Consider the following 21,833-nt stretch of genomic DNA (forward strand, 5'->3'; position numbering starts at 1 on the left):
GGCCCCGGCAGCCGGGGCCGGCCGGGGGCTGGTCGGTGTCGACCGGCGCCACGTGGACCTCGTCGATGCCGAGCGTCTCCTGCACGATTTGCCGGGCCAGCGTGGTGAACCCCTGCCCGGACTCCACGGCCGCGCACAGCACGGTGGCGACGCCGTCGTGGACGCGTACGGTCGCGGTGGACACCTCGTCTGTGCCCTCCGCGCCGAGCATGTGCACCATGCCGAGGCCGTAGCCGACGCCCCGGCGCACCGCACCCGGCTCGCCCGCGCCCTCGGGACCGCCGGGCAGCAGCCAGTCCTCCTCCGGGCCGTCCTTGGGCAGTGCCGGCAGCGGGTAGTCCCTTACGGCGGTGAGGAGTTCGGCGACCGGGGCCGGGCAGGTCACGGTCTGGCCGATGGGGAGCACGTCACCGGTGGCCAGGACGTTGCGCAGGCGTACGTCGGCCGGGTCCAGGCCCAGCTTCTTGGCGAGCTTGTCCATCTGCGCCTCGTAGGCGGCGCACACCTGCATCGCGCCCTCGCCGCGCACATGGCCGGAGGGCGGGTTGTTGGTGCGTACGGCCCAGCCCTCGATGAAGGCGTTCGGGACGACATAGGGGCCGCACGCGAAGGAGACCGCGGCGGCCAGGGCGTCGGCGGAGGTGTCGGCGTAGGCGCCCGCGTCCAGCAGGATCTGCGCCTCGACCTTGACGAGTCTGCCCTCGGCGTCCGCGTGGTGGCGGTAGCGCAGCAGGGTGGGGTGGCGGTGGGCGTGCCCGAGGAAGGACTCCTCGCGGCTGGCGGTGAGCTTCACCGGGCAGCCGGTGCGCAAGGCGAGCAGACCGAGCGGCAGTTGGAAGCCCTGGTCCTCGCGGTCGGCGGTGGCGCCGGGCACGCCGGTGACCACGATCTTCACGCGGTCGGGAGGCAGCCCGAAGCAGGCGGCGGCGGTGTTGCGGTCGCTGTGCGGGTCGGTGGAGGCGAGGTACAGCTCCACCCCGCCGTCCGGGCGCGGTACGGCGAGCCCGGCCTCGGCGCCGATGGGCGCGGGGTCCTGGCGGCCGATGCGGTACAGGCCCTCCACGACGATCTCGCCGGCCGCGTCGGGGTCGCCGTGGCGCAGCGGGATGTGCCGGATCAGGTTGCCGTCCGGGTGCAGCGGCTCGGCCTCGAAGGCGCGCTCGGGGTCGGTGACCGGGTCCAGAGGCTCGTACTCGACGATGACGGCGGCGGCGGCCATCCGCGCGGTGTCGGGGTGGTCGGCGGCGACGGCGGCGATGGGCTCGCCGTGGTGGCGGACCACCTCGGAGGCGAACACCGGCCGGTCCGGGGTGCCGCGGCCGTGCCGGGAGGTGCCGGGCACGTCCTCGTGGGTGACGACGGCCCGTACTCCGGGCATGGCGCGCGCGTGCGTGGTGTCGATGGAGACGATGCGCGCGTGCGCGTGCGGGGAGCGCAGCACGGCGGCCCACAGCAGGCCCTCGGCCCACAGATCGGCCGCGTAGGGGAAGGTGCCCTCGGTCTTGGCGCGGGCGTCGGCGTGGGGCAGGGAGGCGCCCAAGCCGTGCGGCAGCGGCTCGGCCGCGGGGGCTTCCGCCGCCGTGGTCGCGGTGGCGGCTTCGTCGCTCACGCCTGGCCTCCGTCCTGGCCGTGGTACGGGTCGTGCGGGTGGTCCTGCGGGGCGCCGAAGGCACCGGGTGCTTCGAACGCCGAGGGGTGCACGCCGCCGGAACCGGGGCCCGCCTGGTGCGGGATGCGCGCGGTGCCGTCGTCCGGCTCGGCGTCGGCGCCGAGCCCGGCCTCGCGCTCGGCGACGACGTCACGGACGGCGTCGAGCACGCCCCGGTAGCCGGAGCACCGGCAGAGGTTGCCGCAGAGCGCCTGACGGGTCTCCAGCTCGGTGGGGGCGGGGTTGCCCTCCAGCAGGTCGTGCAGGGTCATGGCGATGCCGGGTACGCAGAAGCCGCACTGCACGGCGCCGCACCGGGCGAGCGCCCGCTGGACGTCGGAGGGCTGGCCGCCGCTCGCCAGGCCCTCGACGGTACGGACCTCGCTGCCCGCGGCGGTGACCGCCGGGACCAGGCAGGAGGCCACGAGCCGTCCGTCGACCTGGACGTTGCACGCCCCGCACTCGCCCTGCGAGCAGCCGTCCTTGGCGCCCGCGAGGCCGAGGCGCTCGCGCAGCACGTAGAGCAGGGACTCGCCGATCCAGGCCCCGGTGACGGGCCGGTCGGCGCCGTTGACGCGCAGCACGTAGGAGGCGAGGGGGTGTTCGTCCTGGGGCGGGGGTGGCGGTTCCTCGGCCTCGGCGGCCTCCTCGGCGACGTCCGCCGGCTCGGCCGTGAGGGGCTCCTCCACGGCCTCGGGAGCCGCCTCGGGCGCCGGGGCCGCGTCCTCGTCCGACGGGCCGTCAGAGGCGCCTTCAGGGGCCTCGGCGGGGCTCTCGTCGTCCTTGGCGGACTCCTCCGGTTCGGCGGGTCCCTCGGCCTCCGCGACAGGCGCGGGCTCCTCCACGCCTTCGGGCGCCCCGGGCTCCTCAACGGCCCCGGGCGCGGCGGGATCCTGCGGCCCCCACGCCCCGCCGATCGTGTCCGTGACCCAGGGCGCGGCCGCGCCACCGGGGAGGACGGGCGGGGCGGCGCCCCACTGCTCGGCCAGCGCGGAGGTGGTGAACTCGCCGGACTCGTCGGGCAGGTCGCCCCCGGCGACCGGCACGGACCACTGCCCGGTGACGTCGTGGCCGGGCGCGGCGGCGGTCTCCTCGGGAGCCCAGTGCCCCTGCGCCTCGGGCTGGTAGGTGAACCGGTCGTCTCCGTGCGGCTGCTGGGCCGGGACGGTGTCCTGCGCGGGCCACTGCTCCTGGGCGCCCCACGCGTGCTCGCCCTCGGGCGGGGTCGTTATCCGGGGCGGCACATAGCCGTGGCCCGGCGCGGCCAGCGGGCTGTCACCGGCCAGCAGGGCGTCGATGCCGCCCTCGGGGAGCTGCACGAAGGCGGTCGCGCCGTCGTCGTACTCGCCCTGGGGCAGCGGGTTCCAGCGGCCGCCGCCCTGGGGCGTGTCGTCCTCGTGTCCGCGCTGGTCGTCGGTCACGACAGCGCCCTCCCCAGTGCTCGTCGTGCCAGCGCGGCGACGGTGCGCCGCAGGTGCAGTACCGCGGGCGGCAGCGGGACGACCGTGCCGTCCGGCTCCGGCACCGGGTCGGGGATGCAGGCCGCGGCGACGTACTCGCCGAACGCCTGCAGGGCTTCGGGGACGAGGACGCGGTCGTTGTCCCAGTCGATGAGCTGCGCGACCCACTGCTCGGCGTCCAGCGGGCGCAGCGGCATCGGCGCTATGGCGCCCACCGCGCACCGCACTCCGCGCCGGGCGGGGTCGAGGACGAGGGCGACGGAGGCGACCGAGCGGCCGGGCCCGGTGCGTCCGGTGGCCTTGAGGAAGACCTGGGGGGCGTGCAGCAGCGGAACCCGGACGTAGCCGATGAGTTCGCCGCCGCGGAGCATCTCGACCCCGGCCAGCAGGTGCGAGACGGGGACCTCGCGGCGGGCGCCGTCCGGTCCGGCGACGATCAGCGTCGCCTCCAGCGCGGCCAGCACCGGCAGCGCGTCGCCGGTGGGCGCGGCGGAGGCGATGTTGCCGCCGAGGGTGCCCGCGTTGCGGATGTGCGGCGGTCCGGCGGCGCGCGCGGCGGCGGCGAGCGCCGGGATCAGCGCGGCGAAGTCGGGCCGGCCCATGCGGGCGTGGGTGAGGCCGGCGCCGAGCAGCGCGTGGCCGTCCTGGTACTGCCAGCCGCGGATCTCGCTGATCCGGCCGAGGCCGACCAGCGCGGCGGGCCTGAGCTGCCCGGAGTTGACGGCCGCCATGAGGTCGGTGCCGCCGGCGACGGGGACCGCGGCGGGCATGGCGGTCAGGGCCGCCACCGCCTCGTCCAGCGTCGTGGGCAGCGTGACGGCCTGTGCCGCCTGCGGTGCGTGCGTGGTCAAACCGGCTGCCCCTTCCCGCTGCCCCACCTGGTCGCGCCTGTGCTGCCGTACGGTACGTGCTGACAGGGCGGACGTGGCAACTCTGGCACATCTTCGCAAGGCTCGGACGCGCGGGTCGGCCAAGGGGTGTTGACCCACTCCATCGGGCGGATGGTCCCGTTTACACCGGCATCTTCGGGTGGGTCCGATTGACCCTCTTCGGTGATGTCACGGACGGTTCTCCCGTTACGCGCCCGGGCGGGCGTTCGAGCCCACGGGAGCCGGGGGCTCCGGCTCGACGGGCGGTCCGGCGAAGGGCCGGCCGGGCACGTCGGGGCGCCGCTGCCACGGGTGGGGGCCGCCGGGCGGGCGGTAGGCGACGCCGAGGGCGTCCAGTCGCCGGTAGTGGGTGCCCATCCGGCGCTCGAAGTCCGCGAGGTCCCGCTCGCCGGGCGCGGGCAGCGGACTCCAGGCGACCTCGGCGAAGGCGGCGAGCCGGGGGAAGACCTGGTAGTCCACGCGTCCGACGTCCTCGGTCACCTCGGTCCACACATTGGCCTGGGCGCCCAGCACATGGCGGGCCTCCTCGGCGGTGAGACCGTCCGGTACCGGCTCGAACCGGTAGACGTCGGCCAGGGTGCGGACGTAGCCGACGGGTACCGGTTCGTCCTCGCCGGGCGCCTGCCGGTGGTCGAGGTACACGTGCTGCTCGGGGCACATGACCACGTCGTGCCCGGCCCGCGCGGCGATCCGGCCCCCCCGGTGCCCGCGCCAGGAGGAGACGGCGGCGCCGGGCGGGAGCGGGCCGTCGAGGATCTCGTCCCAGCCGATCATCCGGCGCCCGCGCGCGGCCAGCCAGGCGCCGAAGTGGCCGGCGAACCAGGAGCGCAGCCCGTCCACGTCCGTGAGCCCGAGTTCTGCGGCGCGGGCCTTCGCGGTGGCCGACTTCCGCCACTGGCCGGGCGGGCACTCGTCGCCGCCGAGGTGCACGAAGGGCGACGGGAAGAGCGCCAGCACCTCCTCCAGCACGCCCTCGTAGAACTCGAGGACGGCCTCGGTGGGGGCGAGCACGTACGGGGAGATCCCCCAGTCGTCCCGGACGGTGACGGCGGTGGTGTCGACGGCGTCGGTGTTGCCGAGTTCCGGGTAGGCGGCGATGGCGGCCTGGGAGTGCCCGGGAAGATCGATTTCCGGGACGACGGTGATATGCCGTTCGGCGGCGTAGGACACGATCTCCCGGATGTCGTCCCGGGTGTAGTGACCGCCGTGCGGTTTCTCCTCCCAGAGGGAGGACGAGCGATGGCCGAATTTGGTCCGCGCGCGCCAGGAGCCGATCTCGGTGAGCCGGGGGTGGCGCTCGATCTCGATGCGCCAGCCCTGATCGTCCGTCAGGTGCAGGTGCAGGACGTTGAGTTTGTGCGCGGCCAGCAGATCGAGATAGCGCAGCACGCCTTCCTTGGGCATGAAGTGGCGGGCCACGTCGAGCAGCAGGCCGCGCCAGCCGAAGCGGGGCGTGTCGCTGATCCGCACCGGCGGCAGCCGCCAGGTACGGCCGGGCAGCGGGGCGCGCCGGAAGGCGTCGGGGCCGAGCAGTTGCCGGAGCGTCTGGGCGCCCCAGAACAGCCCGGCCGGACCGCCCCCGCGCAGGTCGGCGCCGGTGGGCGTGACGTCGAGCCGGTAGCCCTCGGCGCCGAGTTCCGCGGTGAGACGCGGGTCGACGGTGAGCCGTACGGTGTTCTCGCCGGCGCGGTCGGCCGGGGTCAGGGGAAAGCCGGTGGCCGCGCCCAGGGTGGCGCGCAGCCAGCGCGCGGTGCCCTCGGCGTCCTCCCCCACGGCGGTCAGACCGGTGCGGGGACCGAGCGCGAATCCCTCGCCCGGCCCCCCGTACGCCTCTACGGGCGCCGGAATCACCTCGGTAATCCCACCGGTCACTTCAGCCCCCGCAATACCTCGGCGCACAGCCCGGAATCCGTATCAGGGGGACGTTGCCCCGGCGCCCGGTGAAACACGCGCGAAAAACGCGGGAGAAGGGCGCCGGAGGCAATCCGCGAGGGAGCGGGGTGGGGCAGGACGGGTTACTTCTTGTCCTTGTCCCCGCCCTTGTCGCCACCGCTGCTCATGGACTCGTAGATCTCTTTGCACATGGGGCAGACGGGGTACTTCTTCGGGTCGCGGCCCGGCACCCAGACCTTGCCGCACAGCGCCACGACGGGGGTGCCGTCCAGGGCGCTCGCCATGATCTTGTCCTTCTGGACGTAGTGGGCGAAGCGCTCATGGTCGCCGTCGCCGTGGGACACCTGCGGCGTCGGCTCGACGAGGGTCCCCGTACCAGTCCCGCGCTCGGGCTCAAGAGTGCTCATACCGCCAAGGGTACTGAAGCTCACGGGCATCAGTTGAGCGAAGGGTCGTCCGGATACGTGGCCACCATCGCCAGGTCTCCGCGCTGCCGTCGCAGCACCTCGCGCCAGAGCCGTTCGGGCTCCGGGGAGGAGATGTCACCGGGCTCGGACTCGACCACGTACCAGGCGCCCTGGTCCAGCTCGTCCTGGAGCTGGCCCGGCCCCCAGCCCGCGTACCCGGCGAAGATGCGCAGCGCGCCGAGGGCGGAGGCGACCAGCTCGGGCGGAGTCTCCAGGTCGACCAGACCGATCGCGCCGTGCACCCGGCGCCAGCCGAGCGGGACCGCGTTCTCCCCCTCCCCGCTGCCGGGGATCACGGCGACGCCGAGCGCGGAGTCCAGCGAGACGGGGCCGCCCTGGAAGACCACGCCGGGCTCGCCCGCCAGGGCCGCCCAGCCGGCCAGCACGTCCTGTACGTCCACCGGGGTGGGGCGGTTGAGGACCACGCCCAGGGAGCCCTCCTCGTCGTGGTCGAGGAGAAGCACCACCGCGCGGTCGAAGTTCGGGTCCGCCAGAGCGGGGGTTGCCACGAGCAGCCGCCCTGTGAGCGAGGACACCTCGGTCATGCCAGACATGATCCCGCATCTTGCGCCCGCGTGGGGGCCGCAAGGGGCATGAACAGGGAGCACGCCCGTACGAACGCGCGGCGGTCCGGTGACCCGACGTGCCTGCGGGGAAACGGTTCGTGTTGTGACACGGCTGGCGGGTACTCGGGCTTACGGACGAAGGGTGATCGGCGATTACCCTGTCTCTCCGGCCCCTGCGCAAAGTGATCGGCCGACCCCTGCCCGACTCATCGGAACGCGAGATTCATGACCGTCAACGACGATGTCCTGCTTGTCCACGGCGGAACCCCGCTGGAGGGCGAGATCCGTGTCCGCGGTGCGAAGAACCTCGTGCCGAAGGCCATGGTCGCCGCCCTGCTGGGCAGCGCGCCCAGCCGCCTGCGCAACGTCCCGGACATCCGAGACGTGCGGGTCGTGCGCGGCCTGCTCCAGTTGCACGGCGTGACGGTGCGGCCGGGCGAGGAGCCGGGCGAGCTGATCCTGGACCCGACCTACGTCGAGAGCGCGAACGTCGCCGACATCGACGCCCACGCGGGTTCCAGCCGTATCCCGATCCTGTTCTGCGGCCCGCTGCTGCACCGCCTGGGCCACGCCTTCATCCCGGGTCTCGGCGGCTGCGACATCGGCGGCCGGCCGATCGACTTCCACTTCGACGTGCTGCGCCAGTTCGGCGCGACCATCGAGAAGCGGGCGGACGGCCAGTACCTGGAGGCCCCGCAGCGGCTGCGCGGCACGAAGATCGAGCTGCCGTACCCGTCGGTGGGCGCCACCGAGCAGGTGCTGCTGACGGCCGTGCTGGCCGAGGGTGTCACCGAGCTGTCCAACGCGGCCGTGGAGCCCGAGATCGAGGACCTCATCTGCGTGCTGCAGAAGATGGGCGCGATCATCGCCATGGACACCGACCGGACGATCCGCATCACCGGTGTGGACTCGCTGGGCGGCTACAACCACCGCGCCCTCCCGGACCGCCTGGAGGCGGCCTCCTGGGCGTCCGCGGCGCTCGCGACCGGCGGCAACATCTACGTCCGGGGCGCCCAGCAGCGCTCGATGATGACGTTCCTGAACACCTACCGCAAGGTCGGCGGCGCCTTCGAGATCGACGACGAGGGCATCCGCTTCTGGCACCCGGGCGGCCAGCTCAAGTCCATCGCGCTCGAGACGGACGTGCACCCCGGCTTCCAGACCGACTGGCAGCAGCCGCTGGTGGTGGCCCTCACCCAGGCCACGGGCCTGTCCATCGTCCACGAGACGGTGTACGAGTCCCGGCTCGGCTTCACCTCGGCGCTGAACCAGATGGGCGCGCACATCCAGCTCTACCGCGAGTGCCTGGGCGGCTCGGACTGCCGCTTCGGCGCGCGGAACTTCCTGCACTCGGCGGTCGTCTCCGGCCCGACCAAGCTGCAGGGCGCCGACCTGGTCATCCCCGACCTGCGCGGCGGCTTCTCGTACCTGATCGCGGCCCTCGCCGCCGAGGGCACCTCGCGCGTCCACGGCATCGACCTGATCAACCGCGGCTACGAGAACTTCATGGAGAAGCTCGTGGAACTGGGCGCGAAGGTCGAGCTCCCCGGCAAGGCGCTCGGCTGACGGGTACCGCACACGCAAATGGGCGGCCCCCCTGGTGACAGGGGGGCCGCCCATTTCGACTTCGCCCACTGGAGCGTGCCCCGTGAGGGGCGCGGGGAACTGCGCGGCAAGCCACGGGCGGCCCGCAGATCACGACGCCGCCCAGTCGCCCGGTGCCCCGAGCGGAGTGCTTACTTGCCCTTGGCGGCTTCCTTGAGCTTCGAGCCCGCGGAGACCTTCACGCTGTAGCCGGCCGGGATGTTGATGGGCTCACCGGTCTGCGGGTTGCGCGCGGTACGAGCGGCACGGTGGGTGCGCTCGAAGGTCAGGAAGCCGGGGATGGTGACCTTCTCGTCGCCCTTGGAGACGATGTCGCCGACGACCTCGGCGAACGCGGCCAGCACGGCGTCGGCGTCCTTGCGGGTCACCTCGGCGCGGTCGGCCAGCGCGGCCACCAGCTCACTGCGGTTCATGTTCTTACTCCCGTGTTCTTCTTGCCGATGAGGCGTGAGGTGAGATCGATGCCGATGCGCTCGCGCCCAGAGACGCATCCTGCCCCTACCTGCGGCGGGAAAGCCAATCCGGCACCCGTAGGAGTCATGAGACCACCCTGGGGAGTCACAGGAAAAGCGCCTGCCCCGCCGACACCCTAGAGGGCGTCACGACCAGGGAACCGACGACTCGCCGTAGGGGAGGCCGCGTCGGTCCCACAACCTCCCCGACCCTACGGCAAGGGCTGCTAGGACGTCGCTCCGGCCGCCTTGGCGGCCTCCCGGACGGCCCCGGCCACCGCGCCCGCGACCTTGTCGTTGAAGACGCTGGGGACGATGTAGTTCGGGTTCAGCTCGTCCTCGGTCACCACGTTGGCGAGGGCCTGCGCGGCGGCGAGCATCATCTCGGTGTTGACGGTGCGGGACTGGGCGTCCAGCAGGCCGCGGAAGACACCGGGGAAGACCAGCACGTTGTTGATCTGGTTGGGGAAGTCCGAGCGGCCGGTGGCCACCACGGCGGCCGTCTGCCGGGCCACGGCGGGGTCGACCTCGGGGTCCGGGTTCGCCAGTGCGAAGACGATCGCGCCGTCCGCCATGGCGGCCACGTCGGTGCCGTCCAGGACGTTCGGGGCAGAGACGCCGATGAAGACGTCGGCGCCGCGCACGGCCTCCTTGAGAGTGCCGGTGAGACCCTCGGGGTTGGTGTTGTCCGCGATCCAGCGCAGCGGGGAGTCGGCGGGGGCGTCCACCAGGTCCTCGCGGCCGGCGTGCACCACGCCGTGGATGTCGGCGACGACGGCGTTCTTGACGCCCGCGGCCAGCAGCAGCTTCAGGATGGCCGTACCGGCCGCTCCGGCGCCGGACATGACGACCCGGATGGACTCCATCGAACGGCCGGTGACGCGCAGCGCGTTGGTCAGCGCGGCGAGCACGACGATGGCGGTGCCGTGCTGGTCGTCGTGGAAGACCGGGATGTCCAGGGCCTCGCGCAGCCGGGCCTCGATCTCGAAGCAGCGGGGCGCCGAGATGTCCTCCAGGTTGATGCCCGCGAAGCCGGGGGCGATGGCCTTGACGATCTCCACGATCGCGTCGGTGTCCTGGGTGTCCAGGCACAGCGGCCAGGCGTCGATGCCGGCGAACCGCTTGAACAGGGCCGCCTTGCCCTCCATGACCGGCAGCGCGGCCTTGGGGCCGATGTTGCCGAGGCCGAGCACCGCGGAACCGTCCGTCACGACCGCAACGGAGTTCCGCTTGATGGTCAGGCGCCGGGCGTCCTCGGGGTTCTCCGCGATGGCCATGCAGACGCGGGCCACACCGGGCGTGTAGACCATGGAGAGGTCGTCACGGTTGCGGATGGGGTGCTTGGACTGCATCTCGATCTTGCCGCCGAGGTGCATAAGGAACGTACGGTCGGAGACCTTGCCGAGCGTGACGCCCTCGATGTTCCGCAGCTCTTCGACGATCTCGTCGGCGTGCGCGGTGGAGCTGGCCGCGATGGTGACGTCGATCCGGAGCTTTTCGTGCCCGGAGGCGGTGACGTCGAGGCCGGTGACCGAGCCTCCGGAGGACTCGACGGCGGTGGTGAGCTGCGATACGGCCGTTCCGCTCGCGGGCACCTCCAACCGGACCGTCATCGAGTAGGAGACGCTGGGCGCCGTTGCCATGGCCGACTTCCTCTGCTTTCACCGTGTCGCGTGTTGTGCCGTCCGATCGTCGCACCTACCGCCGAGTACGTGGTAGTCGGCTCCGATTGCGGACGTTGTGTTCTCGGGCCGTCACCCAAGACGAGAGGCCCACGTCACAGGGACGCGGGCCTCTCGCTCACACTCATGACACCGACCCGCCATGCTCGCCTCGCGGCAAGTGGTCGCTCGTAGCGACGAAGGTTGGGCCCGGGGGCTTGGATCGGGCCGGTGTCACGACAAGGCTAACAAACGCACCCCGAGGGGCATTCCCCCGTGCGCGGGGTTGTCGAAAACAGTCCCCGTTCAGTCCCGCAGCAGGTCCGGGACACGGGCCGCGTCCGGCTCGTCGCGGTCGCCGGAGACCACGGTGAGCTGCTGGGTCGCACGGGTGAGGGCGACGTAGAGCACGCGCAGGCCGGCCGGGGACTCGTCGGCGATCTCGGCCGGGGAGACGACCACGGTCGCGTCGTACTCCAGGCCCTTGGCCTCAAGGCTGCCGAGGGCGACCACGCGGTCCCCGAGCCCGGCGAGCCAGCGGCGGGCCTCCTCGCGCCGGTTCATGGCGACGACGACGCCCACGGTGCCGTCGACCAGGGAGAGCAGCCGCTCGGCCTCCGCGCGGACGGTGGCGGCCAGGGAGTCCCCGGCGACCTCGAAGCGCGGCTGGACGCCGGTGGAGCGTACGGCGCGGGGGGACTCGGAGCCGGGCATGGCGAGGGCGAGCACCTTCGCGGCCAGCTCCGCGATCTCGGCGGGGTTGCGGTAGTTGACCGTCAGCTCGAAGCGGCGCCGGGGTCTGGAGCCCAGGGCCTCGTCGCGGGCCTCGGCCGCCTCGTCCGGGTCGGACCAGGAGGACTGGGCGGGGTCGCCCACGACCGTCCAGGTGGCGTGCCGGCCCCGGCGGCCGACCATGCGCCACTGCATCGGGGTGAGGTCCTGCGCCTCGTCCACGATGACGTGCGCGTACTCGGTGCGCTCCTGGGCGAGCCGCTCGGCCCGCTCGCGCTGGGTCTCCTCGCGCACCGGCATCAGCTCCTCCAGGCCGGTGAGCTGGTCCAGCGGGTCCAGTTCGCGCTTCTTGCGGGGGCGGGCCGGGGCGCCGAGGATCGCCTGGAGTTCGTCCAGCATGGCGATGTCGTGCACGGAGAAGCCGTCCCGCTTCAGCGCGCGGGCGACCTTGCGGACCTCGCCGGGGTTGAGCACCCGGCGGGCCCAGCGGCCGAGCCGCCTCTCGTCGGCCATGGCGGCGAGGACGCCCTTGGGGGTCAGCTCGGGCCACCAGGCGTCGAGGAAGGCGATGAAGGAGTCCTCGTCGGCCACGTCGTCGTCGAAGGAGGCGCGCAGCTCGGCGGCCAGCTCCGGGTCGGTGTGCCGGGAGGCGGCGCCGGACCTGGCCCACAGGGCGTCCAGCAGCAGCTTGCGGGCACGGGGGCGGAGCAGGTTGACGGGAGCGGTGCCGCCGAGCGCGGTGCGGCGCACGGACTCCAGTTCCCGGGCCTCCAGTTCCAGGCGGCGGCCGAAGGCGACGACACGGAGCCGGTCGGGCAGGGCGTCGCCCTCCGTGCCCAGTTCGAGGGCACCGCGTGCGGCCCGGCGCAGCACCTTCAGCATCCGGTACGAGCCCTTGGCGCGGGCGACGGCCGGGGAGTCGTGGAGCGTGGCCTCGACACCGTCGACGAGCGAACCGATCGCGCGGATGGCGACCTGGCCCTCCTCGCCGAGGGAGGGCAGCACGCCCTCGGTGTAGGCCACCAGCAGCGGGGTCGGCGAGACGATCAGGATGCCGCCCGCGTAGCGTCTGCGGTCCTGGTAGAGCAGATAGGCCGCGCGGTGCAGGGCGACGGCGGTCTTGCCGGTGCCGGGGCCGCCCTCCACGTAGGTGACGGAGGCGGCGGGGGCGCGGATGACCCGGTCCTGCTCGGCCTGGATCGAGGAGACGATGTCCCGCATGGTGTGCCCGCGCGCCTGGCCGAGGGCGGCCATCAGCGCGCCGTCGCCGATGACGGGCAGCTCCTCGCCGTCCAGGGTGGCCTTCAGCTCGGGGCGCATCAGGTCGTCCTCGACCCCGAGGACGCGGCGGCCCTTGGAGCGGATGACCCGGCGCCGCACGACCCGGCCGGGGTCGACGGGGGTGGAGCGGTAGAAGGGCGCGGCGGCCGGCGCCCGCCAGTCGATGACCAGCGGCGAGTAGTCCTCGTCCAGGACGCCGATCCGCCCGATGTGCAGGGTCTCGGCGATGTCGGCGGTGTTGTCGGGGCGTACGGCCCCCTCGGCGGGCTCGACGGCGGTGTACGCGCCGTCCGGGCCCTTCTTGCCGTCCTTGCCCTGGAGCAGGTCGACCCGGCCGAAGAGGAAGTCCTCGAACTCGTTGTTGAGCCGGTTGAGATGGATGCCGGCCCGGAAGACCTGCGCGTCCCGCTCGGCCAGCGCGCCCGGCGTCCCCACGTGGCCGCGCTGCGCCGCGTCGTGCATCAGGAACTCGGCCTCGTGGATCTTCTCCTCGAGCCGCCGGTACACCCGGTCCAGGTGTTCCTGTTCGACGCTGATCTCTCGGTCCCGTACGGAGTCGTTCGCGCCGTTAACCGAGCCGACCGCGGACTGCTGAACCTGAGCGGCCACCGGGCCCCCTTCTGACGTGCTGGGCAGCCGTCAACCGTACGCGAAGAGGACCCGGCAAAGCTACGCGGGCGTGATTCCAGCAGCCACTAGGCGTCCACTTGGACCAGCTTCTTGCCGTCCAGGGTCATGACGTCGAAGTGGTCGATCTCGCCGGGCTGGAGGGCGGTGCCGCCCCCGATGAACAGGGGGTTGCGGGCCTGCTCGGTCTTGGCGTCCGGGAGGCCGTAGCCGTCCTTGGGCACGCTCCAGGAGCCGAGCGTCTGCCGCTCGCCGTTCTTGCCCACCGCGATCAGGGAGCACTTCAGCTCGCCCTTGACCCCGCCCAGGCGCAGCACCGCGTCGGTGCCCCACGCCTTGCCCTGCAGGGCGACGGTCGCGGAGACACCGGTGCCGGCGTCCGTGCCGGTGACCTTGGTGGGCAACTGGTCGAAGTGGTCCTTGGCGGAGGCGGCCAGCGGGGTCGCCGTCTGACTCGTGCCACCGCCGCTGACGGACATCACGGCCACCGGGCCGCCGATGATCAGCGCGGCCGCGGCGGCGACCAGGTAGAAGCCGCGGCGCCGCTTGCTCGCGCGCCGCTCGGCGACCTCGTCGACCAGCTTCTCGACCAGTCTGGGAGTGGGCCGCGCGGACAGCGACTCCCCGATGACCGGGGTGCTGCCGGTGCCCGGCAGGTCGGCGAGGGCGGCCAGCATGGGCTCCATCCCCGCGAGTTCGTCCAGTTGCTGGGCGCACCACTCGCAGCCTGCGAGGTGCGTCTCGAACGCGGTCGCCTCGGTGTCGTCGAGAATCCCGAGGGCGTAGGCGCCGACGGTCTCGTGCTCGTTCGGCACCGGAGATCCCTGCATGGGGCCAGACATACCCGTACTCCCCGCGCCGAATCCTCGCATTCCCCCGTACACGCTCATCACGCCGTCACCCCCCGCTCCTCCAGCGCCAGCTTCATCGATCGCAGGGCGTAGAACACCCGTGAGCGGACTGTGCCGCTGGGTATGCCGAGGGTCTGGGCCGCCTCGTTGACGGTACGCCCCTTGAAATAGGTCTCGACGAGCACCTCCCGGTGGGCCGGGGTCAGGTCGTCGAGCGCGTCCGTCAGCGTCATCAGCCACAGCGCCTTGTCGATCTCGTCCTCCGCGGGGATGACCTCCAGCGGCGACGGATCGACCTCCTGCGGCCGGGCCTGCCGGCTGCGGTGGCCGTCGATGACGATGCGCCGGGCGACCGTCACCAGCCAGGGGCGTACCGAACCGGTCGCCCGATTGAGCTGACCGGCGTTCTTCCAGGCACGGATGAGCGTTTCCTGTACGACGTCCTCGGCGCGCTGGCGGTCACCGGCGACCAGCCGGAGGACATAGGCGAGGAGCGGTCCGGCGTGCTCCCGGTACAGGGCACGCATCAACTCCTCGTCGGGTTCCGACGACTGTGAGGGCTGCGAGGACATGCGATGTCGGGCCCTCGATCCACGTTCATTGGCCACGGCCGCATCCTTGCGCACGCCCACCTCCGGTGTCCGGGGCTTGCCCCCGTCGGTCGCTCGCCCCTTCGTACGGGGCGGGAGGCGCGGTTGTTCAAGGTGAGGTGGTGTTTTTCTCAAGGAGGGTGTGACGAGCGGGACATGCGCGCACATTCTCACCGCGCGATCTTTACATTTCCGACACGGCGTCAAGTGGGCGCGGGCTGCCCTGACTTACGGTCAGGCAAACCCCGTGTTGCCCAAATCACACGGTTCAAGTGAATGTGTCTTTCCGGCACTTGGACCGTACCCGGACGTTCAGGACCGCGCGAGCGCGACCCGCCTGCGGTGCCGGGCGACCCGCTCGCGGTTCCCGCACACCTCACTGGAGCACCATCGCCTGCGGCGCCCGCGCGAGGTGTCGAGATACAGCAACGGGCATCCCTCCCCCGCGCATTCACGCACGGCCGCCCGGGCGAGGGGGTCGGTGAGGAGGTCGATGGCGTCGCGCGCGAGGAGGGAGAGGAGGGCGGCGGCCGTGGGCACCTCGGCCAGCTCCCTGACGAGCGGCCCGTTCTGCTGGGCGACGGCCCGGACGGCGGGGGGCGCGGCGGCGCGTGCGGTGCGGTTGATCCGGTCCAGGGAGTCGGCGGGGGCGAGGGAGGCCCGTATCGACCTCTCGGTGTGCCACCGCAGGTCCAGGAACCGCGTGACCCATCCCCCGTCCACCTGCCCCAGCAAAGTCCCCGCCGGCACCAGCCCGGCCCCGAGCACCCAGGCCGCCAACTCCCCCGCCGTACCGATCCGTTCCCCGGGGTGCGCGGTGGCCAGCAGGTCCAGGCAACCTCGCCCGGCGTCGAATCGGGGCGTACCGAGTGCCATGCGCTGCGTCACCGCCTGGGCAGGAGGGCGTCTTCTCGCTCCCCTCCACAGTGCGCCTCCCGGCCTGCGGCCGGAACCCCCCGTGCCCCGGCCGGGTCAGGCCGCGCGGTGACGGCTGGCCTGGCGCGGGCGCCCGTCCGGCCAGAGCTGGGGCTTCCGCTTCGCCGCCAGGTCCTCCGCCCAGCCGAAGGTCACGACGCAGCCGCCGATCAGAACCCAGGTGAGGGCGAGGACGGGCCAGGGGCTCTCCAGGAGCCAGGGGCACTTCTCGTCGAGGACGTCGTAGCGCCAGAGCTGGTCCCAGAGGGTGGAGGCGACCAGGATGCAGAGGTTGTGCCAGAGATAGATGGTCACGGCGCGGGAGTTGAGCAGGGTGACCAGGCGGTCGAAGGGGCGCAGCAGGCGCGGCCACTCGCTCCAGGCCGGGCTGATGTGGAGCAGGAGCAGCACGGTGGCCAGCGACCAGAGGGACTGGGCGAACGGGATGTCGTCCAGGTCGTGCCCCTGCCGGAAGCCGTGCGTGAGCGCGTACCAGAGGCCGAGCCCGGCGACGGCCGGGGCGACGGACGGCACCACGTAGCGCGGGATGCGCCTCAGGACCCCCTGCTGGTGGGCCATGCCGAGGATCCAGCAGGCGCCGAAGGTGCTGAAGTCGGTCAGCGCCGACGGGATGCGCTCGCCGGGGAGCTGGAGGTGGCCGAACTCGAAGGCGGCGGCCAGCGCGACCGGGGCCAGCACGGTGGTCCACGGGATCGCCTTCAGCGCGGCCAGCAGGAGCGGGGAGAGCAGTACGAACCACAGATAGGCGCGGAGGTACCAGAGCGGTCCGGCCAGCTCGGCCGCCCAGTCCGGGCCGAGCACCCCGTGGACGCCGGGCAGCGTGCCCGCGTACGGCGGATCGCTCAGCGGCAGCACCCAGAAGCCGAGGTGGGCGAACCACCAGGCGGGGTGCCCCTCGGCGTCCGGACGCCACCCCTGGAGCACCATGCCGGACACCCCGAGCGCCCCCAACAGCCAGAGTGGAGGCAGCAGTCGGCGCAGTCGGCCGCGCACGACGTCCACGGGCGGGCGCTTCAGGGAGCGGGCCATCAGATTGCCGGCGAGGGCGAACATCACGCCCATGGACGGGAAGACCACGGGCAGCCAGGCCCAGCCCATGAGGTGGTAGAAGACGACCCGGAACAGGGCGACCGCGCGGAGCAGGTCGAAGTAGCGGTCCCGGACCGGGGCACGACGCCGTACCGGCTCCGGAGCCACCTCGGGAGTGAGGGCCGTCGTCATCGCAGCGCTCCTTCGGCGGGGACCGGGGCCGACACCCCGCCCTTGCGGCGGAGCTTCTGCCAGCGCAGCCGGCCGCCGGTGAGTGCCGTGATCCAGGACTGGAGCAGCACGACGTACATGAGCTGGCGGTACAGGAGTTGCTGGAGCGGCAGGGAGATCAGCGGGGTGAGCCGCTCCCGGTCCAGCGCGAAGGCGTAGGCCGCGCAGACCGCCTGGACGGCCAGGACGGCGAACCAGGACGCGATCGTCCTGCCGGTCGGGCCGAAGACCAGGCCGTAGACGAGGAAGAGGTCGATCAGCGGGGCCAGCAGGGGGGCGACCACCATGAACAGCGAGACCAGCGGCAGTCCGACCCGGCCGAACCGTCCGGACGGCCCGCGTTCCAGCAGGGCCCGGCGGTGTTTCCAGATGGCCTGCATGGTGCCGTAGGACCAGCGGTAGCGCTGGGACCACAGCTGCCTTACGGACTCCGGGGCCTCGGTCCAGGCGCGGGCCTTCTCCGCGTAGACCACCCGCCAGCCGTCGCGGTGCAGGGCCATGGTGATGTCGGTGTCCTCGGCGAGGGTGTCGTCGCTCATCCCGCCGACCCGCTCCAGCGCGGTACGGCGGAACGCGCCGACTGCGCCGGGGATGGTGGGCATGCAGCGCAGCACGTCGTACATCCGGCGGTCCAGGTTGAAGCCCATCACGTACTCGATGTGCTGCCAGGCGCCGATGAGGGTGTCCTTGTTGCCGACCTTGGCGTTGCCCGCGACGGCGCCGACGCGCGGGTCGGCGAAGGGCTGCACCAGCTCGCGGACGGTGGACGGCTCGAAGACCGTGTCGCCGTCCATCATCACGATCAGGTCGTGACTGGCGTTCGCCAGGCCCCGGTTGAGGGCGGCGGGCTTGCCCGCGTTGTGCTGCCGGACCACCCGGACGCCGGGCAGCGCGAGCCCCTCCACGATGCGGGCGGTGCCGTCGGAGGAGCCGTCGTCGACCACGACGACCTCCACCGGGTGCTCCCCGCCGACCAGGGACCGCACGGTGTTCTCGATGCACTTGGCCTCGTTGTAGGCGGGGACCAGCACGGTCGCCGGTTCGGTGACCGGCTCCGGGCCCCAGCGGAAGCCGCGGCGGCGGGTGCGGCGGGCGTGCGTGGCGGACAGCAGCAGCATCAGCCCGAACCGGCCGAAGACCAGGACGCCGATGACGGCGAGGCCCACGACGAGCGCGGTGGTGATGCCGTCGGCCGCCTTGACCAGCGCGATCCACGCCTTGCCGGTCCACAGCCCGACCCCGGTGACAGGGGTGTCGGCGCTCGGCGCGTCGAGCGCCTGGGTGAGGGTCTGGAAGCGGTAGCCCTCGGCCTGGAGCCGGGGCAACAGGGTGTCGATCGCCTGGACGGTCTGGCTCCGGTCGCCGCCGGAGTCGTGCATCAGGACGACCGCGCCCCTGCCCTCGGCGGGCGTGGCCCGGCGGATGATCTCCTCGACCCCCGGTCTGCGCCAGTCCTCGCTGTCCCGGTCGTTGAGCACGACGAGGTAGCCCCGCCCGCCGATGTACTCGGCCACCGGCCAGGACCGGTCGTCCATCGCGGAGGCGAAGGAGGAGTAGGGGGGCCGGAACAGCGAGCTGCGGATGCCGGCCGCGCCCGCGAGGGCCAGCTGTCCCTGGGACAGCTCCCAGTCGACCCTTCGCCGGGACTGGTAGGAGAGGTCGGGGTGGTTGAAGGTGTGCAGGCCGACCTCGTGCCCCTCGGCGACCATGCGCCGGACCAGCTCGGGATGGCGGGAGGTCATCGTGCCGGTCACGAAGAACGTGGCCCGCGCGTGGTTCCGCTTGAGCGCGTCCAGGACCCGGGGCGTCCAGGCGGGGTCCGGCCCGTCGTCGAAGGTCAGCACGATGCGCCGCTCGGGCACCCGGAGGCTGTCGGTGCGCGCTCCTCGGGTGTCGATGACGGGACCGCCCTCGGTGACCTCGGCGGGTACGTGGCCGCCGGGTGCCTCGGGCCTCACGCGGTGGTCGGCGAGGATCTCGTTGTGGACGTAGCCGCGCAACATGAGCATGGCGAGCGTGGCGAGCAGGAACAGGAAGGCCAGCACCGGGCGCAGCGGGAGCCGGCGGCGCCGGGGCAGCGACCGGCGGGCGGTTCGCGGAGTCATCGGAGGTTCTTCCGGTGTCAGGACGCGGCGGGACGGCCGGCCGAGCCCTGGGGCTGCGGGCCGCCGGCGCCTGCCGGGGACTCGGTGGCGGCCGGGCTGGGCGCGGCGGTGCTCGGCACCGGGGACGCCTCGGCGGACGCGGTCGCGGTGGCCGTCGGCTTCGGGCTTCCCCCGCCGGGCGCGGGCGGCGCGGACCGCCGGGGCGTCGGGCTCGTGGCGGCGGGCGGCCGGGCCGCCGTGGTGCCGGTGGCGGCCGGGCCTCGCCGTCCCGGTACGGGGACGGCGGCGACGGTGGCCGGCGCGGCGCCCGGCGCCGTCGGTTCCGTGGCGCTCCCGGTGCCGGCGGGGCCGCCGCCCGCGGGCGCGGCCGGGGCCGAGGCGCTGGGCACGGGTGAGGAGTCGACGCGGCTCGCGGGCTTGTCCTCCTTCTGCGGCACCGGCAGCCAGGGCGCGTCGGAACTGCCGGAGAGCAGCGTGACGCCGATGACGACGGCGTACCCCGCGCAGAGCCCCGCGACCAGCAGGCCGAGACGGCGGAAGGTACGGCTGCGGCGGCCGGACTCGTCCACGAACACCGGGCGGTCCGAGGCGTCGGCGGACTCCGGGCCCTCGGCCTGGACGGAGTCGAGCTGGACGGTCACCTCGTGCGGATCGTGGGCCCCCGCGGCGGACCGGGTGGGCAGCAGCGCCGTCCGCTCGGTACCGGACACGTCACCGGAGGGGCGGAACTCGGCCGCCGCGCGCGGGATGCCGGAGCGCGGGAGCAGGGCTGTCGCGTCGGCCCCGGCGAGGGCGGCCGGGCCGCCCCGGAGTATCTCCGTCGCGGCGAACATTCCCGCGTCGGACGGGCGTACGACGCGTGGGAACGCGGCGCGTCCACCGCCCGGCCGGTCCCCGCGCGATGGCGCCAGGTTGGCTTCCGAGACGGTTCCGGTTTCCGGAAAAGCCTGGGTCGAACCCCCTGTCACCTGCATGTCTCGTGCCGCCGAGGCCACGTCGGGCCATTCCGGTCGGCGTTCTTCCCGCCACTGTTCCATGTGCGCGCATCCCCCCACGGGACTGTTCCGGGGTGCGCCGGCGAACCCGAGCACGCGCCGGCCGGACCAGGCCCCCACCCGGTCCGAGCGCCCCCCTCTACCCCAGTGCTCGGGCCCCCGAATGTAGCGCAAGGTGAGTTCGCGTGTGCTCGGAGTGTCAGAACGGGCGGCTCATCACCTCGGAATCGGTGGCCGGAATCCATCGGTCACCGGGCGGCGAAAGCCACCTTTCGGTGCGCGCCAGCTCGGCCGCCGCCGCCTTCAGTGCCTCCAGCGCGGGATGGACCAGCCCCTTCCGCCACACCAGCGAGACGGGCGAAAGCGGAACCGGATCGACCAGCGGCCGCAACACCGCGCCGGACATGGCCGGAAAATCCACCACCGCGAGCACCGGCATCCGGCTCGCCGCCATCACCCGGGCGAACTCCTCGGCGCCGAGAACCACCGGATGGGGTGGCGCGAGCCGGATGCCGCGTCCCTCGAAGAGCTGACGCGCCAGTTCGGTCCACTCCCGCGTGCCGGGGTTGCCCGCGCCGGCGTACACCGTCTCCCCGGCGAGCGCCCCGAGCGGCACCTCGGGCAGCGCGGCCAGCGAGTGGTCCTCGGGCAGCAGGACCGCCATCTGCTCGTAGCGCACGGGCTGTTGGGCGAGGCCGGAGCGCAGCGCCGGGTCGAGACCGGCGTAGCGGCCGAAGGAGACGTCCAGCCGCCCGGCGAGCAGGGCGGCCGCCGCTCCGGTGAGCCCGCGCTCGTAGCGGGCCAACAGCTCGCAGCCGGTCGCCAGTTCACGGGCCCGCAGCAGCACCCGGTGGGCGGTGAGGGGGCCTTCGGAGTTGACGTCGACCAGCAGCGGGCGGGCGGTGCCGAAGGCGGCGAGGAGGTCGTCCTGGGCGGCGAGCACCCGCCGGGCGTGCGGCAGCAGCCGCTCGCCGTCCGCGGTGAGCGTCACCTGCCGGGTGGTACGGACGAACAGCTCGGCACCCAGCTCCCGTTCGAGCCGCCGTACGTCCCGGCTGAGCGCCTGCTGGGCGACGTAGAGCCGGGCGGCGGCGCGGGTGAAGTGCAGTTCCTCGGCGACGGCCACGAAGGCGCGCAGCAGCCGGGGGTCGATCGCGGGAGGCATGCCGGCGAACCTACAACGCGGACGCGTGAATCGGGGCGGAACAGGTGTTGGACCGGCGTCCGCGGCACGGGAGAGCGTGAGCGGTATGTCCACGCAGACCGCACCCGCCTACCGCCGTCTCTTCGCCCGCCCCGGCGCCCTCGCCTTCACCGCCGGCAACCTGCTCGCCCGCCTCCCGGTGGGCATGGCCGGGGTGAGCGCGGTGGTGATGATCGCCGGTGCGCGCGGCTCGTACGCCCTGGCCGGTGCGGTGAGCGCGACCGGGCTGGTGGCGAGCGGGCTCGCGGGCCCCTGGCTGGCCCGGCTGGTCGACCGTCACGGACAGGCCAGAGTGACCCGGCCCGCGACCCTGGTGGCGGTGCTCGGCGCCCTGGCCCTGCTGCTGTGCGTGCGGTACGACGCTCCCGACTGGACGCTGTTCGCCGCGTACGCCTCCTGGGCGGCCACGCCCAACGTCGGCGGGCTGTCCCGCGCCCGCTGGGCCCATCTGCTGCGGGACGATCCCGAAGCCCGGCACACCGCGAACTCCTTCGAGCAGGCCGCCGACGAGCTGTGCTTCATGCTGGGACCGGCCCTGGCGTCCTTCCTGACCGGCACCTTCTTCCCCGAGGCGGGCACGCTCGCCGGGGCCGCGCTGCTGGCGGCCGGG

The 21,833-nt window shown here is 73.2% G+C and carries 17 protein-coding genes and 1 pseudogene; 2 read left to right on the top strand and 16 right to left on the bottom strand.

Features of this window, described 5'->3' with window-relative positions; translation table 11 throughout:
• The 6 genes from CCN33_RS08555 to CCN33_RS08580 form a co-directional block, all read right to left on the bottom strand.
• A partial coding sequence (locus tag CCN33_RS08555; RefSeq protein WP_086692831.1) for a xanthine dehydrogenase family protein molybdopterin-binding subunit occupies positions 1–1,609 on the bottom strand: 1,609 nt, incomplete at its 3' end.
• On the bottom strand, positions 1,606–3,069 hold the full coding sequence (locus CCN33_RS08560; RefSeq protein WP_086692832.1) for a 2Fe-2S iron-sulfur cluster-binding protein: 1,464 nt from the start codon (positions 3,067–3,069) through the stop codon (positions 1,606–1,608). The genes CCN33_RS08555 and CCN33_RS08560, both read right to left, overlap by 4 nt.
• Positions 3,066–3,959 (bottom strand): FAD binding domain-containing protein, encoded by an 894-nt coding sequence (locus CCN33_RS08565; RefSeq protein ID WP_030810943.1) that lies wholly within the window; start codon positions 3,957–3,959, stop codon positions 3,066–3,068. Before CCN33_RS08565 ends, CCN33_RS08560 begins: the two co-directional genes overlap by 4 nt.
• A gap of 225 nt (positions 3,960–4,184) precedes the next feature.
• The gene (locus tag CCN33_RS08570) at positions 4,185–5,870 is read right to left on the bottom strand and encodes a beta-N-acetylhexosaminidase (RefSeq protein WP_086692834.1); all 1,686 of its coding nucleotides are present in this window, start codon (positions 5,868–5,870) and stop codon (positions 4,185–4,187) included.
• A 143-nt stretch (positions 5,871–6,013) separates the two neighbouring features.
• Positions 6,014–6,298, bottom strand: coding sequence for a DUF3039 domain-containing protein (locus CCN33_RS08575; RefSeq protein WP_030810948.1), 285 nt, complete (start codon positions 6,296–6,298; stop codon positions 6,014–6,016).
• A 29-nt stretch (positions 6,299–6,327) separates the two neighbouring features.
• Complete coding sequence (locus tag CCN33_RS08580) at positions 6,328–6,903, bottom strand: YqgE/AlgH family protein (RefSeq protein ID WP_167387799.1); 576 nt, start codon at positions 6,901–6,903, stop codon at positions 6,328–6,330.
• A 246-nt stretch (positions 6,904–7,149) separates the two neighbouring features.
• Here CCN33_RS08580 and murA point away from each other — a divergent pair, with 246 nt between their 5' ends.
• On the top strand, positions 7,150–8,490 hold the full coding sequence (murA, locus tag CCN33_RS08585; protein WP_086692840.1) for a UDP-N-acetylglucosamine 1-carboxyvinyltransferase: 1,341 nt from the start codon (positions 7,150–7,152) through the stop codon (positions 8,488–8,490).
• A gap of 170 nt (positions 8,491–8,660) precedes the next feature.
• Here the strand turns inward: murA and CCN33_RS08590 are convergent, their stop codons facing one another.
• The 10 genes from CCN33_RS08590 to CCN33_RS08635 all read right to left on the bottom strand — a co-directional run bounded on the left by CCN33_RS08590 (position 8,661) and on the right by CCN33_RS08635 (position 21,184).
• The gene (locus CCN33_RS08590; protein ID WP_067001509.1) at positions 8,661–8,942 is read right to left on the bottom strand and encodes an HU family DNA-binding protein; all 282 of its coding nucleotides are present in this window, start codon (positions 8,940–8,942) and stop codon (positions 8,661–8,663) included.
• 266 nt (positions 8,943–9,208) lie between these two features.
• Positions 9,209–10,624, bottom strand: a complete 1,416-nt coding sequence (locus tag CCN33_RS08595; RefSeq protein ID WP_086692842.1) for an NAD-dependent malic enzyme — start codon at positions 10,622–10,624, stop codon at positions 9,209–9,211.
• A gap of 324 nt (positions 10,625–10,948) precedes the next feature.
• Positions 10,949–13,264, bottom strand: a complete 2,316-nt coding sequence (locus tag CCN33_RS08600; protein WP_086692844.1) for a HelD family protein — start codon at positions 13,262–13,264, stop codon at positions 10,949–10,951.
• An 86-nt stretch (positions 13,265–13,350) separates the two neighbouring features.
• Entirely contained in the window at positions 13,351–14,172 is an 822-nt protein-coding gene (locus CCN33_RS08605) for an anti-sigma factor family protein (protein ID WP_086692847.1), read from the bottom strand.
• Positions 14,172–14,765 (bottom strand): sigma-70 family RNA polymerase sigma factor, encoded by a 594-nt coding sequence (locus tag CCN33_RS08610; RefSeq protein ID WP_030810966.1) that lies wholly within the window; start codon positions 14,763–14,765, stop codon positions 14,172–14,174. The genes CCN33_RS08605 and CCN33_RS08610 overlap by 1 nt, the downstream gene beginning before the upstream one ends.
• Before the next feature lie 270 nt (positions 14,766–15,035).
• On the bottom strand, positions 15,036–15,599 hold the full coding sequence (locus CCN33_RS08615; protein WP_086692857.1) for a CGNR zinc finger domain-containing protein: 564 nt from the start codon (positions 15,597–15,599) through the stop codon (positions 15,036–15,038).
• 96 nt (positions 15,600–15,695) lie between these two features.
• A complete protein-coding gene (locus tag CCN33_RS08620) occupies positions 15,696–16,880 on the bottom strand; it encodes an acyltransferase family protein (protein WP_086692849.1) in 1,185 nt (394 codons plus the stop codon).
• Positions 16,877–19,024: a bifunctional polysaccharide deacetylase/glycosyltransferase family 2 protein gene (locus CCN33_RS08625; protein ID WP_086692851.1), complete on the bottom strand. Its 2,148-nt coding sequence runs from the start codon at positions 19,022–19,024 to the stop codon at positions 16,877–16,879. Before CCN33_RS08625 ends, CCN33_RS08620 begins: the two co-directional genes overlap by 4 nt.
• Positions 19,025–19,041: 17 nt before the next feature.
• A complete protein-coding gene (locus CCN33_RS08630) occupies positions 19,042–19,857 on the bottom strand; it encodes a hypothetical protein (protein WP_086692854.1) in 816 nt (271 codons plus the stop codon).
• 361 nt (positions 19,858–20,218) lie between these two features.
• A complete protein-coding gene (locus tag CCN33_RS08635; RefSeq protein WP_086692856.1) occupies positions 20,219–21,184 on the bottom strand; it encodes a LysR family transcriptional regulator in 966 nt (321 codons plus the stop codon).
• Between the two features lie 85 nt (positions 21,185–21,269).
• On the opposite strand from CCN33_RS08635, the pseudogene CCN33_RS08640 reads away from it, so the two are divergent.
• Positions 21,270–21,833, top strand: a pseudogene (locus CCN33_RS08640) (MFS transporter); the annotation flags it as partial.

It is taken from the genome of Streptomyces recifensis (assembly GCF_002154615.1).
In the GTDB taxonomy this organism is placed as follows: Bacteria; Actinomycetota; Actinomycetes; order Streptomycetales; family Streptomycetaceae; genus Streptomyces; species Streptomyces griseoluteus.

Bases quoted from the DNA above. Each gene is read 5' to 3' on its own strand.
- murA (WP_086692840.1), top strand. From the start codon at position 7,150: ATGACCGTCAACGACGATGTCCTGCTTGTCCACGGCGGAACCCCGCTG.
- CCN33_RS08605 (WP_086692847.1), bottom strand. From the start codon at position 14,172: ATGAGCGTGTACGGGGGAATGCGAGGATTCGGCGCGGGGAGTACGGGT.
- CCN33_RS08590 (WP_067001509.1), bottom strand. From the start codon at position 8,942: ATGAACCGCAGTGAGCTGGTGGCCGCGCTGGCCGACCGCGCCGAGGTG.
- CCN33_RS08580 (WP_167387799.1), bottom strand. From the start codon at position 6,903: ATGACCGAGGTGTCCTCGCTCACAGGGCGGCTGCTCGTGGCAACCCCC.
- CCN33_RS08575 (WP_030810948.1), bottom strand. From the start codon at position 6,298: ATGAGCACTCTTGAGCCCGAGCGCGGGACTGGTACGGGGACCCTCGTC.
- CCN33_RS08620 (WP_086692849.1), bottom strand. From the start codon at position 16,880: ATGACGACGGCCCTCACTCCCGAGGTGGCTCCGGAGCCGGTACGGCGT.
- CCN33_RS08595 (WP_086692842.1), bottom strand. From the start codon at position 10,624: ATGGCAACGGCGCCCAGCGTCTCCTACTCGATGACGGTCCGGTTGGAG.
- CCN33_RS08635 (WP_086692856.1), bottom strand. From the start codon at position 21,184: ATGCCTCCCGCGATCGACCCCCGGCTGCTGCGCGCCTTCGTGGCCGTC.
- CCN33_RS08615 (WP_086692857.1), bottom strand. From the start codon at position 15,599: ATGGCACTCGGTACGCCCCGATTCGACGCCGGGCGAGGTTGCCTGGAC.
- CCN33_RS08630 (WP_086692854.1), bottom strand. From the start codon at position 19,857: ATGTTCGCCGCGACGGAGATACTCCGGGGCGGCCCGGCCGCCCTCGCC.
- CCN33_RS08625 (WP_086692851.1), bottom strand. From the start codon at position 19,024: ATGACTCCGCGAACCGCCCGCCGGTCGCTGCCCCGGCGCCGCCGGCTC.